This is a genomic window from Peribacillus sp. YIM B13477 (genome assembly GCF_042787955.1).
Classification (GTDB): domain Bacteria; phylum Bacillota; class Bacilli; order Bacillales; family DSM-1321; genus Peribacillus; species Peribacillus frigoritolerans.
The window spans coordinates 921,529-939,116 of record NZ_JBHZPD010000002.1 but is presented as its reverse complement, the minus strand read 5'-3'; the positions used below and the strand labels follow the sequence as shown (position 1 = coordinate 939,116).

Sequence of the window (17,588 nt, the reverse complement as noted above, 5' to 3'; positions counted from 1 at the left end):
TTTCAAATTTCATTTATATTCCCATTTTGTCTCCTTACCTTAAGACGATTGGAGGGGATTATACATTTATCGGCATGGTATTAGGCAGTTATGGGCTGATGCAATTTCTCTTCAGGCTTCCGTTCTGAATCCTATCCGACCTAATAAAAGTAAGAAAACCTTTTATTATATTTGGAATGGTCGTAAGTACATTGAGCTGCGTGACATTTGCATGGGCCGATAGTTTAGGCTGGATCCTTTTGGCCCGCTCGTTAGCTGGAATTGCCGCCGCCACCTGGGTAGCCTTCACCATTTTATTTTCCAGCTATTTTTCAGAACGTGATCTTCACCGAGCGATGGGAAGTATCTCGTTAGCTGTGGTTCTGGCACAGCTGCTTGGAATGGTGGTCAGCGGGTACATTGTCGATCAATGGGGATGGCAAGCACCTTTTTGGATGGGAGGAATTATCGGTCTCATTGGTATCGTCCTTTCACTTTTTATTTACGAATCGAACGAGGATTTTCCGAAAGAGCCCATTCGATTGAAAGAACTCGTATCAGTCATGCTTGAACCGGAGCTTATAAAAGTATCATTTCTATCCATTCTCGCACATGGCATCATCTTCACGACAATGTTCGGGTTCACCCCGACATTTGCTTTAGAGCTTGGTCTCCAGACTGATGAGATCAGCATGGTCATCTTTTCATTCATGATTCCTCATGCTATTGCCACCATGCTTAGCGGGAAATTATTCGTACCATTATTCGGACAATGGAAGTTACTGAAACTAGCTTTTGCTCTAACGGCCATTTTTACAGCATGTACGCCATTAGCAGAAACAAAAGGGCTGCTTTTTCTGATTCAAGGATTGAATGGATTCTCATTAGGCATTCTTTTTCCCTTGTTTTTAGGAATGGCGGTAGAGACGATTTCCCTTGAAAAAAGGGCAACGGCCATGGGGGCGTATCAAGCAATCTACGCGATTGGTATGTTCGCTGGACCTTTCATTGCAGGAATATTGATTTCTCATTTAGGTATTTCTTCAGGATTTTATTTTGCGGGGTCATTAGGTTTAACCGCTGTATTCTTTATGATTGTATGGAGCCACCTTGAAAGGAAAGCAACAAAACATAATTTGAAATTGAACTAAGCGATGTGAAAGCGATGCTAGTTTAGTAGAGGGGGAGCACTTATGAAGGTTGGTTTAGTTACTGATATTTTAGGTTACATGCCATTTGAAGAGATGCTGGATACGTGTGTGGATCAGGGAATAGAGACACTGGAGCTAGGATGCGGGAATTGGTCGAAGGCTCAACATCTCGATCTCGATGGACTTCTTGGCAATGCGGCAAAACGAAAGCAATTTTTAAATGAATTAAATGTAAGGGGGATTAGCATTGCAGCGTTGAATTGTTCTGGCAATCAGCTTGATCCATCAGATGAAGGAACCATGCATAAAGCCGTTGTTAATAAGACCTTTCAGCTAGCTGGGCTTTTAGGTGTTGAAACGGTTGTCATGATGTCGGGGTGTCCCGGCGGCGGACCAAGCGACAGGACGCCAAATTGGCTGACACATCCCATTTTGCCCTCACACTTTGAGATGCTTGATTGGCAGTGGAATGAAGTGGCATTCCCTTATTGGGAAAAAGCTGTGACAACGGCAAAACAAAACGGGGTTAGAAAGGTTGCCATCGAAAATCTAGGCTGCAATTTAGTTTACAATCCTGAAACACTCTTTAAATTGAGGCATGAAGTCGGTGATACGGTCGGAATGAATTTTGATCCGAGTCATTTATTTTGGATGGGCGTTGACCCCATCGCAGCATTAAGGAATTTAGGAAGCGCTGTTTATCATATTCATGCAAAAGATGTTCGCTTAGAAAGAGGGATATATGATGTCCAGGGATTGATTGATGTGAAACCGATGAACCAATATGCAGATAGATCATGGAATTATGTTGCACTCGGTTATGGACACGACAGTGGCTGGTGGAAGGAGTTTTTTACTATCGTTAAAATGATAGGTTATGAAGGGCCCATCGTTCTCGAAATGGAAGATTTGACAATGGAACCACTAACGGGCGTGAAAAAATCCATGAATGTTTTGAAAGAAACGTTGCCTAGAGAATTCGATGTTTTAACATGAAGTCTAAATTACTTTATAATGGACTTAATGAAAATAAAAAAAAGAAATTGGCAGGTGGAGATAATAGTATGAAAATGAGCGATGTGGCGAAATTGGCAAACGTATCTCCTGCAACCGTTTCAAGAGTGCTCAGACAGCCGGATTTAGTCAGCGAGGATACTAAACAAAAGGTGATGCAGGTGATTGAAGAGATGAATTACAAGCCTCACATGATTGCCAGTCAGTTCAGGACGAAAGAGACAAAGATCATTCTCGTCGTCGTTCCGGATATAACAAGGCCCTTTTTTTCCGAAGTGCTTCGGGGCATTGAGCATACAGCTGTAGAAAATGGCTATCAGGTTATATTGGGAGATACGGAGAACGATATTGAACGGGAAAAGGAATATATCGATTTGCTATACAAAAAGCAGGCAGATGGAGCGTTACTCCTTACTGCTAGAATGAATAGGGAAAGCCTGGAAAAACTATCAAATCAGTTTCCGATTGTATTGGCATGTGAATACGTGGACGGACTGGACATTCCAACTGTTTCGATCGACAATGTAAGCAGTGCCAGAAAAGTAACGGAACATTTAATCAAGCTTGGTTATAGACGGATTGCCCATATAACAGCGCCTATGAACATCATTCTTAGCCGGGATCGCCTAGGGGGGTTCCAGCAGGCAATGAAGAAGCATCACTTGAAAGTAAACCCTGAATACATCCAGGAAGGGGATTATGGCATTGACTCAGGTTATGACCAGATGGTGAAATTATTATCGCTTGAAAACAAGCCTGAAGCAGTGTTCGTTTTTAATGATGAAATGGCGCTGGGAGCTGTAAAGGCAATCCAGGATCATGGGTTGAGCGTTCCCGAGGATATTGCTGTCGTAGGTTTTGATAATTTGAAAATTGCATCGATTTTTAATCCGCATATGACGACCATTGACCAGCCTAAGTACGAAATAGGGCAAAAGGCAACGAACTTATTGCTGACCTTAATGAAAGGCGGAACCATTGAAAAGAAAAAATTCGTTCTGGAAGATGAGTTGATCATCCGCGAATCTTGCGGTTCCAAATTGGAAAAAAGCTTTAATGCATAAAGTGTATGGCAAGATTGCTATGTTAGTAATAGATGGCTTCCTTTTATGGGAGCCTTTTTACATGCAGACTAAGATGTGAATAAACCACATTTGTGGGGAAGACATACTAGGAGGATTTTTCACAGTATGAATTATTGAGTCTTTAAAGCAGGGAAACAACCGGAGCAACAGGATCGATAGGAATAACAGGTGAAACCGGTCCAACAGGAATAGTGGAGGCAACCGGTTTCCGCTTATAAGTAACCAAAATTCAGGGTCATTTACAGTGAATGGAGCCAACACTGTGTTTACCGTTCCTGTGAATGGTCGCTAACAGGTGTTGCAGGAGCTTCACTGACATCATTCGTTTAATTGATGTAAGCTTTAACCTTAATAATATGGAAACGTAAATGATATTTCTGAATCCAATTTGAATGTGGATTTTTTTTCGATGGATGAATTCAGGGCTTATTTCATTGGGCAAAAAGCGCCCTTAGCTTGAACAGCATCTATGGCTGAAGGCCAAGGACCATTCATGGATTACGGGGGATTTCAGTCCAGATGAATTTACAAATACTTTTTGTATTTCTTTAATTTATAGATGACTGTTGGCTGGCTGATGCCCAAATGTTCTGCCATTTCGTATGTGGTTTTACATTTTTTCCATGCTTTTGCAATCAGTTGCCTTTCTACGTTTTCCAATGTCTTCTTTAAATCGAAATTCTCTATACATTCCTGTTCGATTGTGAGGAAGGTGGAATCTTCAGGGGGTTCCACTTGCCCTGTGATGGATTGTGGAAGGTGTTCGGGAAATATAATTGGCTCTTCGATGGTCAGGATTAACCGTTCAATTAAGTTTTCTAATTCCCGTATATTTCCGGGCCAATGATAATGGGTCAAAACTTCATATGTCGATGGATGGATTTTTTTGTATTTCTGGTATTTATCATTGGTTTTTTCTAAGTAATGCTGAATTAGGAGAGGGATATCTTCTTTACGTTCATGCAATGCCGGAATTTGGATGGGAATCACATTCAAACGATAAAATAAGTCCAATCTAAACTTACCTTGACTTACCATCTCCTTCAAATCTTGATTAGTTGCTGCAACTAGGCGGAAGTTAATATGGTTTTCTTTTTTTCCACCGATGCGCTTTATCTTTTTCTCCTGTAGTACTTTCAGTAATTTAGCTTGCATGGCAAGTGGGAGTTCCCCAATTTCATCCAAGAAAAGAGTTCCGCTGTCAGCCTGCTCGATCAGGCCTTGCCTCCCTTGCTTATTTGCCCCTGTAAATGATCCCGCCTCATACCCGAATATTTCTGATTCAAACAAACTTTCAGGTATCGTGCTGCAATTCACTTCGATAAATGGTTCTTTCTTTCGGTTGCTTTGGTCATGAACAGCACGGGCAAAAGTGCTTTTCCCTACGCCGGAAGGTCCTAATAAGAGAATCGTGGCATCGGTTTTTGAAACATTATGGATCGTTTTTAAAATATGCTTCGTTTCATTACTTCTGGCAATCAGATAATGGTAATCCAGTTCTTTTTCTCTTAAATCCTCGACTTCCGTTTGATAGCCTTTAACTTTTCGTTGTAATTGCTCAAATTGATCCTGCAATTGCAGGATCTCGGTTTGATCCTGACCATAGCTGATTACCCTAACGAGGTGACCTTCCTTATTAAAAATGGGATAGCCAGTCGACATGACAACATGACCCGTTTTTGTTTCTTGCATTATGCGTTTCGCTTTCTTTTCCTTTAAAACAATCGCATTGATGGAAGGTGCTAGAAGGCCCTCGCTTTCTAATTGATAGACGGAGGTACCGATATAAGAGTCACTTTTCATACCATAAATCTCCCAAAGCTTTGGGTTGGAATATAAAATGATTCCATCTTGATCGGTAATGAGAATGTTATTATTCGATGTTTCAATAATTTTATTTAGTTCTTCCTCCAGCATATCATCGTACATACGTTACGCTCCTTTGGGTTTTGGGGTGCTGCTTAATTAAAATATAAATCAAAAAGTCTAAATAATCAAAAATTAAATCAAAAACCAAGAAAATGATTAAGTTTTTAATCATTTGATGAAACAAAATAATGAAAAGCCTTATATACCGCAGCGAAATAGTTGGCCTGAATCTTGCTTATGTAAAAGGTAAGAAGGGAATTTCCAAACAAGGGTGTTATGAATATCCATTCTATTAGAAAAGATGGAAGTTTGTATGACATCTGCAATTGCAATGGAGTGAAAAAAATAATAGTAGAATTAGAATTTAGGAGGATGTTACATGACGAAGTATCAACCGAAAGACTCATTCAAATCACCCCGTTTTTGTGGAGTGCGTACGTTTATGCGGCTCCCATTTGTTGAACAGTTAGATGAAAATATGGATTTTGTCATTACAGGAATTCCATTTGATTCCGGGCAATCATTTAGGACGGGTGCGAGATTCGGACCAGAAGCCATTCGCGATTTTTCAATCCTTTTACGTCCTTATAATCCAGAACAAGATATTAATATTTTTGACTATATATCAGGAATAGATTATGGGGATGTTCCGATCATCCCGGGGTATATTTCGGAAACATATAAAAAGATCGAAGAAGAGCTTACCCCCGTCATTGAAAAAGGGATCATTCCGATTTCATTGGGAGGCGATCATTCCATTACACTAGGGGAGTTACGTGCAATCGCAAAAAAACATGGACCCGTTGCCCTGCTTCAGTTCGATGCTCACTCTGACACTTGGGATAGTTATTTTGATCAAAAGTATAATCACGGAACCGTTTTTCGCCGCGCAATAGAAGAGGGGCTCATCGATGTATCGCGATCTCTTCAAATTGGTATGAGGGGCGGTCTGTACGGACCCGAAGATCTTCAGGATGCCCGGGATTTAGGTTTGGGAGTTTACACGACAAACGATTATAAGCGTATCGGGGTCGAAAAGATGTTAAGGGTCATTCATGAGCGTGTTGCGAATGGTCCGGTGTTTTTATCTTTTGACATTGATTTTTTAGATCCGGTTTATGCTCCGGGGACGGGGACTCCAGAAGTTTCCGGTGCCAGCATTGATGATGCTTTAGCATTTGTGAGAGGATTGACGAATATAGATTTTGTTGGATTCGATCTTGTTGAGGTTTTACCATCATACGATCACGGACAAATAACGGCTGCCGCAGCCGCTAATATTGTCTATGAATTCATCACACTCATCGCACTCGCAAAAAAAGGGAAAATGGAGAAGAAAGAGAGAGTCGGAGATTTGGAAACGCAATTTAATAACTAGTTTCTTCATTTAATTGTAAAGAAGGGGGGAAGCGGTAAAGTCCTTCTTTCCTCTTTACAAAGCGATAAGGACATTACAAGCCCAAAAGGAGATGTGGACATGCATATTTTGGATATATCGATCATGATTCTATATTTTTCTGTTTTAATCATTGTGGGAGTAATCGGATCTAAACGGGCAAAAACAGCAGATGATTTCATTGTGGCAGGACGCAATCTTGGTCATTTTATGTATTTATCCTGTTTAGCAGCTGTTATATTAGGGGGGGCTTCCACTCTAGGGACAGCAAAGTTAGGTTATCAGTTTGGGATATCCGGTATTTGGCTAGTGGTGATGATTGGGCTCGGCATTATCGCTATTGGGCTGTTTTTAACAAATAAGATATTTAATTTAAAAGTATTGACGATCAGTGAAATGCTTGAGAAGCGCTACAACTCTCAGACAAGATTGATCAGTGCACTTGTTTCTGTTATCTATACATTCATGCTGACTGTAACCCAAGTGATCGGGATGGGGACAATTTTACATGTTCTGGCTGGCTGGAATTTAACGGTTTCCATGATAGTCGGGGGCGGGATCGTTTTATTTTATACAATATTAGGAGGTATGTGGTCAGTCACCATGACTGATGTCGTGCAATTCGTCATCATGACGATCGGTATTTTCTTTATCATGCTTCCGATGAGCATCTCTAAGGCAGGAGGGTGGGGCTCGCTTAAAGAAAATCTCCCAGCATCACATTTCGAGTTAGGGAACATTGGCGGAGAGACGATTTTTCAATATTTCCTATTATTTACCCTCGGGGTAGTTGTTGGCCAAGATATTTGGCAGCGTCTATTCACTGCACGAACCAAAGCTGTTTCTCGTGGCGGAACGATTGGAGCGGGGTTATATAGTGTTTTTTATGCGATTGCAATCAGTATCATTGGAATGTGCGCTTTTATTATCCTTCCTGATTTAGGCGATCCCCAAAATGCATTTACCAGTATAGCGATGGTAACTTTACCTGCTGGTCTATTGGGGGTTGTCATTGCGAGTGTGGTATCAGCCCTAATGTCCACTGCTTCAGGTACTTTGCTTGCTTCGTCCACTTTAGTTGTTAATGACATCATTAAAAAATATATTGGTCCAAAAATGAGTGAACGACAATTTTTAAAAACATCCCGAATTACAACTTTAACGATTGGTGTATTGACCATAATCGTTTCGATTTGGATTCAAGATATTTTAGTTGCATTGGATGTAGCTTACGCAATTTTATCCGGAGCTGTGTTCTTTCCGATCATCCTTGGTTTCTTTTGGAAAAGGGTCACGGCTACAGCGGCATTTTACTCGATTCTCGCCAGCATGATCGTTATCATTGTCGGATTGGTGATTAATGGACCTTCCTCCACTCAACCAATTCTGTACGGGCTCGCTACTAGTTTTGTCGTCATTACTACGATCACTCTCCTAAGTTCCAATAATGATCATAAAAATGAAAGTGAAGTAAAGCAAGATATAAAGGGCAAAGCTGACATGGATACCATGGCTAATTGATGTTTCAGCAAAAAAAACGGAAAAAGATTCGAGGAGGAATGAAATATGACAAAGACAATTTCCCTGCAACCGGCAACATTCAATACAATGGAAGAAGAACGCATTCACAGGAAGGAACGGTTGGCAGCTTCATTCCGCCTTTTTTCAAAGTTTGGTTTCGATGAAGGGATAGCAGGCCATATTACGGTCCGTGATCCTAAATATACAGACCATTTCTGGGTCAATCCGTTTGGGATGCATTTTAGTCAAATTTCCGTTTCGGATCTTATATTGGTTAATCATAAAGGCGATATTGTAGAGGGTGAACATTCTATTAATGGTGCTGCCTTTGCCATTCATTCTGAAATTCATAAAGCACGGCCGGATGCGATTGCAGCGGCACATGCTCATTCGGTCTATGGAAAGACATGGTCTTCCTTAGGGAGACTGTTAGATCCGATTACGCAAGATGCCTGCCAATTTTACAATGATCATGCATTATTTGATGATTTTACTGGTGTCGTTTATGCATCCGAAGAAGGTAGGCGCATTGCTAAGGCTTTAGGTCAATACAAAGCTGTCATCCTCCGCAATCATGGGTTGTTAACGGTCGGCCAATCTGTAGATTCAGCTGCTTGGTGGTTCATAACGATGGAACGTTCATGTCAAGCGCAGATAATGGCTGAATCTGTAGGTAAGCCGATTTTTATAGAAGAAGAGTATGCAAAATTGACTGCAGAACAAACGGGAACGGAATATGAGGGATGGCTGAGTTTCCAGCCTCTGTGGGAAAGGATCAGAAAAGAGCAACCAGATTTCTTGAAGTGACCATGAAGCACGGCATGGCATAATCCCAACGGATTGCCTTCCCGTAAAAGAGGGAAAAAGGAATCGTATGTTCTTGAGGAGGTATTATAATGTCCGCTTCTAAGAAAGCAGCACCCTCACTTTATATCAGGGTCGATATACCGGAAAAATACATCAATCAGTTTAAGGAGATTTGTTCGGAAGTTGTTGTCGAGCCATGGGAATTCGGCGAACCCGAACCACAGCCAACGGTTGATTTAACAAAGTTTGATGTCCTATATACGCTGGGGCTTCATGATAATCTTAACATTATAAAAAAAGCTCCAAAGATTAAATGGGTCCATTCAGACAGTGCTGGAGTGGAGGCCATGCTGAATGAAGATATACAAAACAGCGATGTCATCATCACCAATGTCAAAGGCTGCACATCTGTCCCGATAGCCGAGCATACGATTGCGATGCTATCTTCGTTAGCAAGAGGCGTACCGACAATGATCAGAAATCAAATAAACAAAACGTGGGTTGAAATTCCAGTGAAAGATCTTGAAAATGCGACAGTGGGGATAATTGGGTATGGTGATATTGGCCATGAAATAGCCAAGAGATGTAAAGCGCTGGGTATGACCGTTATTGGGTGCCGCCGGAATCCCACCAAGAGGAACACAGAATATGAACCTGCTGATTTGATAATGGGAATGGATCAAGTGGATGAGGTCCTTTCCATGTCCGACTTTGTCGTCTTGGCCCTTCCGTTTACAAAAGATACTTCATACTTTTTCAATAAAGAACGCTTAAATAAAATGAAAAAAGGCAGTTATGTAATTAATGTCGGCCGAGGTAATACGATTGTCGATGAAGATTTAATTCATTCCTTGAGCAATGGGCACATAGCAGGAGCGGCTCTGGATGTGTTTGAAGTAGAACCTTTACCTAAGGACCACCCTTTCTGGCAGCTGGAAAACGTCATGGTTTCCCCACATAATGCTTACAACTCTTCCAAGCACCTAGATCGTGTGATGGAATTATTCCTGAGAAATTTAAAGCTTTTTTCTGACGGTAAACCCCTAATGAACGTTGTAGAAAAAAAACTTGGTTATTAACAGCGATCGGTCTTTTGAAAAGAAATTCAAATGGAGTACAAGGGCAGACCCTGATTGGGTTTGCTTATTTTTGTTTAAAAGCCACTGCTTCGTCTTTTTCTTGTATAGGACAATCTCTGATCAGGAAAAGCTGGATATAAGGAGGCGATGTATGAATGGGTACTTTCGAAGTTATTTCCCTGATGCTAAGCTTTGGCATGTTTGTAATTGCTATTCTTGATTTCAAAAATCATGACAAGAATCCTTGAAGATATTGAGGCAGGCCGATGTGTTTGATTAATAATGGAAGCGTTTTAAAAAATTCCGGGTTGTTTAAAGAAGGTATTGATTTTCTCGATTTTTTATAACTTGCAGAGAACACCATTTATGAGGTGTTCTTTTTTGTTTCCAATGAGTTTCAATCGCATATCCATGCATACATAAGTATCATCTTTGACAAAACAATGATATACAAGTATAGTTCCTAATAGACCGGTTGATATAATTTTAAGGAGTGATCCAGCTATGGCAGAGAAACGAAACTCGAAAGACATTCTTATTGAAGCTGCTTCAAAACTTTTTCGTATACGTGGATATTACGGTGTGGGGCTTAAGGACATTATTGAGGAAAGTGGTATCCCAAAAGGTTCGCTGTATCATTATTTTCCGAAAGGCAAAGAAGAATTGGCGATCGAGGCGATTATTCATACAAAAGAATTCGTGATAGATGAAATTAAACGGGGATTTGATGAAATTGAAGACCCTATTAAAGCCATTCAGTCTCATATTTTTCATTTATCCGAGGTTTTTGGTCATAGTGAAAATCTATTAGGACTGCCAATCGGGACGATTGCAGCGGAAACATATACGACGAGCGAGCAAATAAGAATGGCCTGTCAAGAAGCGATGGAAGATTGGCAATCCATTTATGTGAAGAAATTACTCGAAGCGGACTTCAGTGAGAAACGGGCAAAAGAATTGAGTATCGTAATTAATGCTTTGATTGAAGGCGGTATCCTTTTATCTTTAACGGCGAAAAACGGGGAACCTCTCCAAACCATTGCGGAACAGATACCATTATTGCTGATAAATAAATAAGTCATGCGGAAAAATTATCTTAAGCTTAGGTCGAACAGTTAGTAATTGGAGGAATTATTTTATGTCAGCAGATGCAACACAGCAACAAAACCCAGTCATTAGGACGACCCCTATATTAATTGCATTTTTAATTGCAGGGTTCATCGGGTTATTCAGCGAGACGGCATTAAACATGGCGCTGGGGGATCTAATTCAAGAATTCAATGTCAGTCCTTCAACCGTGCAATGGCTGACAACGGGTTACCTATTGACATTGGGGATATTGGTTCCCGTTTCGGGACTCTTGATTCAGTGGTTCAATACTCGTCAATTATTCATTGCCTCAATGGTGTTCTCCATCATTGGTACGCTCATTGCAGCAATTGCACCCGGGTTCGGCATCTTGATGCCAGCCCGTGTCATCCAGGCAATCGGAACGGGTCTTTTATTACCTCTCATGTTCAATACCATTTTATTGATTTTCCCTATTCATAAAAGGGGAGCGACGATGGGATTGATGGGGCTGGTGATCATGTTTGCCCCAGCCATCGGACCGACAGTTTCAGGCTTGATTATTGAAAATCTAAAATGGAATTACATTTTCTGGGTGTCTTTGCCGTTCTTTGTGATCGCTTTACTATTCGGTCTCAAGTATATGCAAAACGTTTCAATAATCACCAAACCTAAAATCGATGGACCTTCCATTATTTTATCGACCATTGGTTTTGGGGGAATTGTTTATGGCTTTAGTATTGTCGGAGAGCAAGGATGGAGCAATGCGATCGTTCTATCCTCGATCATTGTTGGACTTATAGCGTTATTCCTATTTGCTGTGAGGCAATTCAATATGGATAAACCGATGATTGACTTGCGCGTCTTTAAATACCCGATGTTCACGTTAGGGTTAATAACCGTCTTCATCACCTTCATGATCATCATGTCATCCATGATTCTCTTACCGTTATACCTGCAAACCGGTCTTGCATTAGCTGCGTTTTCTGCTGGGCTGGTACTATTGCCGGGTGGAGTGCTTAATGGTATCATGTCTCCGGTTACGGGGCGCATTTTTGATAAGTTCGGTCCAAGAGGGTTAGTGGTTCCAGGCTTCATTATCATGATTGTCATGTTATGGACTTTGACGAACGTAACGACTGAAACAACGATCATAATGGTAATCGTCATGCACTCCCTCCTTATGATTGGTGTTTCGATGGTCATGATGCCGGCCCAGACAAATGGCCTGAATCAACTGCCAAAAAATCTTTATCCGGATGGAACGGCTCTAATGAATACATTGCAACAAGTATCGGGGGCCATCGGTACAACCGTTGCCATTACGATCATGTCAGCATCCCAAAAAAATTATATGGCAAATGCAGAAGATCCGTTCGATCCATCTGCCATTAGCGGTTCATTGACTGCAGGCGTTCAAGATGCCTTTATTTTCGGCCTTGTCCTTGCAATCATTGGTTTGATCGTATCGTTTTTTATCAGAACAGCACGAGACTAATAAGATAAATTAGCCAGCAGGGAATAGAGTTTCTCTGTCTGGCTTTTTTACTGGTCTTTATTACCATATTTTATCAAAAGCGATAAAATCAGATTGAATTATTTGAAAATTAATCACTTATCGGATAATCTTACACAATGAAAGTTACTAAAAATTCAGTTCAGGTAAAGCGGTTAACAGGAGGAACTCAAATGAAAACAATAAAAACCAAAATGTTTGAACCTGTAACAATAGGTGCATGGAACTTAAAAACAAGAACGGCAATGGCTCCTATGACTCGGTCGTTTGCCGATAACGAAACTGGTGTTGTGAATGACCTGACCGTTGAATATTACCGAAAGCGCGCTCAAGATGGAATCGGACTTATCATTACTGAGGGTGTAGTGATTTCACCAAGAGCAAAGGGCAATCCTGGGGTTCCCGGAATATATACTCAAGAGCAAATCGACGGGTGGAAAAAAGTAACGGAAGCAGTACACGCAGAAGGCGGAACGATTATTGCGCAAATCTGGCATGTGGGCCGTGCAAGTCACCATGAAATTATAGGAGGACTTCCTCCGCAGGCTCCGTCACCTATCGCTGCGGAAGGTAAGGTTTCACGATTCGGCAAACCTTTTGACATTCCTGAAGAAATGACAGAGACGGATATTGCTGAAGTTGTGAACCAATATAAACAAGCGGCAAAGAATGCAATGGTTGCTGGTTTTGACGGCGTTGAAATTCATGGTGCACATGGCTACTTAATAGACCAGTTCAATTCTGACACCTCCAATAAAAGGACCGATCGGTACGGTGGTGATTTAAAACAGCGTCTGACATTTATGAAGGAAGTGCTAAAAGCAGTTATTGATGCGGTAGGAGCGGAACGTACCCTTATTCGTTTCTCGGCTTTGAAAATTGACCAGCCGTCTTATATGTGGGAAGACCCTGAAAAAGCGATCCAAACATTTATTGAAGCGTTCAATGAAACAGGAGTCAAAATGATTCACCCATCCACGATGGAATTTACCAAACCGATTGCAAGAGGATTGACCATGCATGAATTGGTACGCAGCCATTGGGATGGAATCATAGTTGGTGTGGGGGGGCTAGATCCCGAAACAGCAGAAGCCGCACTGGAAAAAGGTATCATTGATATTGCGGCGATTGGCCGTCCGCTTATCGCCAACCCGGATTATCTGGCACGAATTAAGAAAGATGAAAAACTTGTTGATTACGAGGTAAAGAAACATTTAGGGCATTTGATTTAATAGAGATAAAATGTAAGGCTGGCTTGTTCTTTGACAGGACACCGCAGCAACCATACTTCATTTTCTAAAACTGATGCGATTCTTCTTCAAGAAGGGTCGCCTTTTCTTATGAACATAAAAGGGGAGAGTGGATAGTATATCGATGGAACGTATCATGGTTATCGGAGTGTCCGCGGGTGTCGGAAAATCTACTTTTGCAAGAAGACTTGGAGATAATTTGAATATTGAAGTGCATCATTTGGATACATTTTACTGGAGGCCTGGCTGGGTGGAGGCTCCTTTAGAGGCTTTTATTTCTGCCCAGAAGAAGGTATTGAGTCATGACAAGTGGATCATGGAAGGCAATTATAGTCATTCTTTTAACCTACGTTCGGAGCTAGCCGATACGATTATTTATTTAGAACTTCCCCTCGGTGTTTGCCTTTACCGTGTGATAAAACGCTGGTTGTCTAATCTAGGTAAAACAAGGCCTGATATGGCTAAAGGCTGCAATGAAAAACTAGACTGGCAGTTTATTAAATTTATCATATCCACTTACTTTCCTCGCAAGAAAGAAATGAAAGCCAGATTTGCCGATCTTCAAAAGAGTGACTCTGAAAAGGTGATAGTCATTTTAAAAAGCAAGCACGAAATTGAAGGATATCTGATGAATGTGATGGGATAGGCTTTTTACCATTAATCTTTATGAATCTTAGCGATTTTCGAAACTGGGTCTTTCCTGATCTTAACAGCGAGCTCATAAGCACAAATGGAAAAGGGATCTTCCAATCGAAGATCCCTGAGATTTTAGACAAGTTGGCCACAGTTTTGTTTATGGCTTGTACAATTTGGCCGTTGATTTATAGGTGTCGAAATCATTGAAATTGATCAGTTTGATCAATTTGTTGACGAGGTTAATATTCGTTACCATCTGCAGCATTTGGAGCTTAAGATTAAACAAACATTACTTACATTTTGTGAAAAATTAGATGGATCCCTCATCGAAAATGGAAACGGACGCTATCAAATATTTAGTTCACGAAAGGCCATTGAAACGGGAAATTGGCAGCTTGCGAAGTACTGTTCAACAACTGGCCCTTGAGATGGATGTTTCTGTTGCAGTCGGCATTGGTTTTGGTGAAACGGCTGCCTCAGCAGAAATCAATGCCCGCAAGGCGATCCGTCATTCAAAAAAGAAAGAAATTTCTGGAATTGTTGTTATCCAGGAAGATGGTGTAATGATCGAGTCCGTAGGTCAAGAAGAACAATTGGCATATACCTTCCGTTCCAATGATAAAGAACTGCTGGATAAATTGAATCAGGCTAACATTAGTGTAAAAACGTATAAAAAGATTGAAGCATTGATCGATCGTATGGGCTGGGACGGCTTCACGTCCTCGGACTTAGCTTCCCATTTATCCATGACCGTTCGAAATGCCCAGAGAATCATTAGTGGTTTGAGTGAAAGTGGTTTAGTGGAGTACAAAGGAGAAGAACTTCAATCACCTCGGGGAAGACCTCGTAAAATTTATATGTTAAAAAAGTAACACCTTGACGTACTTCGTATTCACGTAAATGAAATTCGGTTTCCGGTGAGATTATTGTGCCAATATCCCAATTAGAACATAAAGTAAAGGAACCCATTTAATTAATTCCTCCTTAAAACAAAGAAGGAGATGTTTCTATTGTCAAATTGTGATTCTGATAACGGTGTTGGTGGATTTAGTGGAGGTTTCGCTTTTATAGTCGTATTGTTTATACTCTTAATCATTGTTGGAGCTACTTGTTATGGTAGCGGTAATGGCGCGGTCCAAGGATATGGCGGTTTCTGCTAAAAGCTCACCCGCTGTAACGAACAGAGTAAATAAGGCTAGTTTTAGGAGGATGATCTTTGTTTAAAAGGGGTCATTCTTTTTAATTCCATTGATATCTGTATTGATTGTGGTATATTTCACGTTTTAGATCCCCAGTGGCGAAGAAACTTCGTGATTCTTTTGGTTGAGTTACAAACTCGCAGGTGCATAACAGGATCGAAGGGTATTATCCTTAGTTTCTAACACGCGAAATAACTATTTCTATACCAAGGCAAGACTGTACTGCAGGAAAGGGACCGATACCTGAATGATGGCCCATTCGCCACCCATCTTCCTGCATAAAATAATTGAGCCCGATAGATTGTGAGGGAGGTAATTGCTTGGGTGAAAAAAAAGGATCAAACGCCTCTTCCAATAACCATTCTCACTGTTTTGAACCATTTATAAGCCCCAACCCCATTACTTCATTAAATCCTGTTCAACGCTTTCCTAAAATTGATAAAACAGCATTTGTCAGTCAGTTTTCCAGTGTCATAGGTGATGTTACCATTCGTAACAATGTCTATGTAGCGCCTAATGTAAGTATACGTGCGGATGAAGGAACTCCTTTTTATATAGGATCCAATTCAAATATACAGGACGGAGTAATTTTACATGGATTATTCAATAAAAGGATTTTAGTTGGGACAAATGGTTATTCGATATTCATTGGAAATGAAGTGACCATTGCTCATGGTGCGATTGTCCATGGGCCTTGTTATATTGCAGATAAGGTATTTGTTAGTTTTAATTCCATTGTTTATACGGCAATTGTAGGAAGAGGCGCATTTATTTCTTATAATGCAGTAGTAACAAATGGCGTTCGAATACCGCCTGGTAGGTTTGTACCGCCAGGAGCTAATATTGATTCACAAGAAAAAGCGGATTCACTTTCAACAGTGCCTAAAGATAGTAAGGAATTTGCACATGAAGTTCAACGGGTCAATCATGAATTCCCCGCATCTTATCACCTGTTATTTGGGAAAAATCGTTGCTCCTGCGGATTTGCCTATGACCAGTGATAAGTATGGCTGGATCGGGTCATTCGTAGAGGATTCCAGAAATGGAAGCTGTCATTGAGGCAGCTTTTTTATTGTTATGGGCGGACATTAAGCTTTTTGGAATCAAAGGTGGTCCAGTCTACACAGGATAATTCAATGATCGCTAGAAGGGGACCTTTGAGAATTGTTCTTTTAACAATGAAGAGTGCCTGCAATTGAAACAAACCGGTCTGAATATGACCGGTTTGTTTCATTAGTTACTCTGATTTAGAGCTCTGATCTTTATTTCTTTTATTTCCTTTGCTGTTGTCCCCACTAACAGGGGTTTGTCCGTGTAATTGCGGCGAATTTTGGTTACGGCTGCCTTTATTGAATTTTTTTGTCATGTCTCACATCTCCTTTCTTTTTTCAAATACAGTTTGTCCTTTTTTGGAGAACTTATGTTTCTAATATTTTTCATTCACGGCTAGTAAGGTAGCTCAGTAGGGAGGATAGGTAGAATAATCATTACCTGTTGAAAAAAGCTCAGCCCTATGGAGTTACGGAGGACTGAGTTAATGTCTTAAAACGCTTGTCGGGCATCCAGGTTATCAATCTGGAACCAGTAAGGGGAATTGCCATTCGCCTTTGAGGGATCTTGCACAGACAAGGCGTACAAATTGGCTGTTATGACGGTTGAAAGTGCTAATAATGAAGATAAAATAATCGTAAGGGAATGTTCGTAGGATCTTTTAACATAGTTCATTCAAGAGGTTTTAATTACATAATTCTTTAAAAAGCTTGCAGTAGTAGTTTGTAGCTCTGAAAAAAAGAACAGTATATACAGATAACTGATTTCAAGGATACATGTGGCATTCTTTTTTAAAGCATGCATGAGTGATCTTTCCTTTCTTATTGTAATTTCATCAATTATACTAATGAATTTATACAAAATCTTCCTCTTTGTTAGATTACCTGCCATTGTTTTTCTGGATGTGCGATTTTGTTGAAACAGGATCGTTCACCATGGCCAACTGATGCCATGTATATGGAGGAGGC

Annotated in this window: 17 protein-coding genes; 15 read left to right on the top strand and 2 right to left on the bottom strand. The window is 40.6% G+C overall.

All coding sequences use genetic code 11. From position 1 onward, the window contains the following. Window positions 1-128 precede the first annotated feature (128 nt). The 3 genes from ACFX4H_RS11240 (at window position 129) to ACFX4H_RS11230 (ending at window position 3,208) form a co-directional block, all read left to right on the top strand. Window positions 129-1,130, top strand: a complete 1,002-nt coding sequence (locus ACFX4H_RS11240) for an MFS transporter (protein WP_377435306.1) — start codon at window positions 129-131, stop codon at window positions 1,128-1,130. A 42-nt stretch (window positions 1,131-1,172) separates the two neighbouring features. Further along, window positions 1,173-2,126 carry a sugar phosphate isomerase/epimerase family protein gene (locus tag ACFX4H_RS11235; RefSeq protein WP_377435229.1) on the top strand — a complete coding sequence of 318 codons (954 nt, stop codon included), beginning with the start codon at window positions 1,173-1,175 and terminating at the stop codon, window positions 2,124-2,126. A gap of 68 nt (window positions 2,127-2,194) precedes the next feature. Next, window positions 2,195-3,208 carry a LacI family DNA-binding transcriptional regulator gene (locus tag ACFX4H_RS11230; protein ID WP_249598567.1) on the top strand — a complete coding sequence of 338 codons (1,014 nt, stop codon included), beginning with the start codon at window positions 2,195-2,197 and terminating at the stop codon, window positions 3,206-3,208. A gap of 546 nt (window positions 3,209-3,754) precedes the next feature. On the opposite strand, the gene ACFX4H_RS11225 is transcribed toward ACFX4H_RS11230, so the two are convergent. Beyond that, a complete protein-coding gene (locus tag ACFX4H_RS11225) occupies window positions 3,755-5,158 on the bottom strand; it encodes a sigma-54 interaction domain-containing protein (RefSeq protein WP_377435227.1) in 1,404 nt (467 codons plus the stop codon). Window positions 5,159-5,477: 319 nt separating this feature from the next. Here ACFX4H_RS11225 and speB point away from each other — a divergent pair, with 319 nt between their 5' ends. The 12 genes from speB (at window position 5,478) to ACFX4H_RS11165 (ending at window position 16,571) form a co-directional block, all read left to right on the top strand. Then, on the top strand, window positions 5,478-6,476 hold the full coding sequence (gene speB / locus ACFX4H_RS11220) for an agmatinase (RefSeq protein WP_063592030.1): 999 nt from the start codon (window positions 5,478-5,480) through the stop codon (window positions 6,474-6,476). Window positions 6,477-6,575: 99 nt separating this feature from the next. After that, entirely contained in the window at window positions 6,576-8,015 is a 1,440-nt protein-coding gene (locus tag ACFX4H_RS11215) for a sodium:solute symporter family protein (RefSeq protein ID WP_057275591.1), read from the top strand. Window positions 8,016-8,060: 45 nt separating this feature from the next. Beyond that, on the top strand, window positions 8,061-8,822 hold the full coding sequence (locus tag ACFX4H_RS11210; RefSeq protein WP_098864951.1) for a class II aldolase/adducin family protein: 762 nt from the start codon (window positions 8,061-8,063) through the stop codon (window positions 8,820-8,822). A gap of 89 nt (window positions 8,823-8,911) precedes the next feature. Further along, entirely contained in the window at window positions 8,912-9,901 is a 990-nt protein-coding gene (locus ACFX4H_RS11205; RefSeq protein ID WP_187050501.1) for a D-2-hydroxyacid dehydrogenase, read from the top strand. Between the two features lie 155 nt (window positions 9,902-10,056). Beyond that, window positions 10,057-10,149 (top strand): putative holin-like toxin, encoded by a 93-nt coding sequence (locus ACFX4H_RS11200; protein WP_220126990.1) that lies wholly within the window; start codon window positions 10,057-10,059, stop codon window positions 10,147-10,149. Between the two features lie 256 nt (window positions 10,150-10,405). Next, the gene (locus ACFX4H_RS11195) at window positions 10,406-10,978 is read left to right on the top strand and encodes a TetR/AcrR family transcriptional regulator (protein ID WP_063592026.1); all 573 of its coding nucleotides are present in this window, start codon (window positions 10,406-10,408) and stop codon (window positions 10,976-10,978) included. 61 nt (window positions 10,979-11,039) lie between these two features. Continuing rightward, a complete protein-coding gene (locus ACFX4H_RS11190) occupies window positions 11,040-12,467 on the top strand; it encodes an MDR family MFS transporter (RefSeq protein ID WP_377435225.1) in 1,428 nt (475 codons plus the stop codon). Window positions 12,468-12,658: 191 nt separating this feature from the next. Then, the gene (locus ACFX4H_RS11185; protein ID WP_063592024.1) at window positions 12,659-13,717 is read left to right on the top strand and encodes an alkene reductase; all 1,059 of its coding nucleotides are present in this window, start codon (window positions 12,659-12,661) and stop codon (window positions 13,715-13,717) included. Between the two features lie 142 nt (window positions 13,718-13,859). Continuing rightward, window positions 13,860-14,381 carry a P-loop NTPase family protein gene (locus tag ACFX4H_RS11180; protein ID WP_377435223.1) on the top strand — a complete coding sequence of 174 codons (522 nt, stop codon included), beginning with the start codon at window positions 13,860-13,862 and terminating at the stop codon, window positions 14,379-14,381. A gap of 322 nt (window positions 14,382-14,703) precedes the next feature. Continuing rightward, window positions 14,704-15,243 (top strand): helix-turn-helix domain-containing protein, encoded by a 540-nt coding sequence (locus ACFX4H_RS11175; RefSeq protein WP_377435222.1) that lies wholly within the window; start codon window positions 14,704-14,706, stop codon window positions 15,241-15,243. A 129-nt stretch (window positions 15,244-15,372) separates the two neighbouring features. Continuing rightward, window positions 15,373-15,531 carry a YjcZ family sporulation protein gene (locus ACFX4H_RS11170; RefSeq protein WP_082201299.1) on the top strand — a complete coding sequence of 53 codons (159 nt, stop codon included), beginning with the start codon at window positions 15,373-15,375 and terminating at the stop codon, window positions 15,529-15,531. 359 nt (window positions 15,532-15,890) lie between these two features. Further along, window positions 15,891-16,571, top strand: a complete 681-nt coding sequence (locus ACFX4H_RS11165; RefSeq protein WP_034315211.1) for an LbetaH domain-containing protein — start codon at window positions 15,891-15,893, stop codon at window positions 16,569-16,571. A 236-nt stretch (window positions 16,572-16,807) separates the two neighbouring features. On the opposite strand, the gene ACFX4H_RS11160 is transcribed toward ACFX4H_RS11165, so the two are convergent. Continuing rightward, a complete protein-coding gene (locus ACFX4H_RS11160; protein WP_258832991.1) occupies window positions 16,808-16,936 on the bottom strand; it encodes a hypothetical protein in 129 nt (42 codons plus the stop codon). Window positions 16,937-17,588 lie beyond the last annotated feature (652 nt).

Excerpts from the sequence above, each read along its gene's own strand:
- ACFX4H_RS11235 (WP_377435229.1), top strand. The coding sequence starts at position 1,173 with ATGAAGGTTGGTTTAGTTACTGATATTTTAGGTTACATGCCATTTGAA.
- ACFX4H_RS11230 (WP_249598567.1), top strand. The coding sequence starts at position 2,195 with ATGAAAATGAGCGATGTGGCGAAATTGGCAAACGTATCTCCTGCAACC.
- ACFX4H_RS11225 (WP_377435227.1), bottom strand. The coding sequence starts at position 5,158 with ATGTACGATGATATGCTGGAGGAAGAACTAAATAAAATTATTGAAACA.
- speB (WP_063592030.1), top strand. The coding sequence starts at position 5,478 with ATGACGAAGTATCAACCGAAAGACTCATTCAAATCACCCCGTTTTTGT.
- ACFX4H_RS11215 (WP_057275591.1), top strand. The coding sequence starts at position 6,576 with ATGCATATTTTGGATATATCGATCATGATTCTATATTTTTCTGTTTTA.
- ACFX4H_RS11210 (WP_098864951.1), top strand. The coding sequence starts at position 8,061 with ATGACAAAGACAATTTCCCTGCAACCGGCAACATTCAATACAATGGAA.
- ACFX4H_RS11205 (WP_187050501.1), top strand. The coding sequence starts at position 8,912 with ATGTCCGCTTCTAAGAAAGCAGCACCCTCACTTTATATCAGGGTCGAT.
- ACFX4H_RS11200 (WP_220126990.1), top strand. The coding sequence starts at position 10,057 with ATGGGTACTTTCGAAGTTATTTCCCTGATGCTAAGCTTTGGCATGTTT.
- ACFX4H_RS11195 (WP_063592026.1), top strand. The coding sequence starts at position 10,406 with ATGGCAGAGAAACGAAACTCGAAAGACATTCTTATTGAAGCTGCTTCA.
- ACFX4H_RS11190 (WP_377435225.1), top strand. The coding sequence starts at position 11,040 with ATGTCAGCAGATGCAACACAGCAACAAAACCCAGTCATTAGGACGACC.
- ACFX4H_RS11185 (WP_063592024.1), top strand. The coding sequence starts at position 12,659 with ATGAAAACAATAAAAACCAAAATGTTTGAACCTGTAACAATAGGTGCA.
- ACFX4H_RS11180 (WP_377435223.1), top strand. The coding sequence starts at position 13,860 with ATGGAACGTATCATGGTTATCGGAGTGTCCGCGGGTGTCGGAAAATCT.
- ACFX4H_RS11175 (WP_377435222.1), top strand. The coding sequence starts at position 14,704 with ATGGAAACGGACGCTATCAAATATTTAGTTCACGAAAGGCCATTGAAA.
- ACFX4H_RS11170 (WP_082201299.1), top strand. The coding sequence starts at position 15,373 with ATGTTTCTATTGTCAAATTGTGATTCTGATAACGGTGTTGGTGGATTT.
- ACFX4H_RS11160 (WP_258832991.1), bottom strand. The coding sequence starts at position 16,936 with ATGACAAAAAAATTCAATAAAGGCAGCCGTAACCAAAATTCGCCGCAA.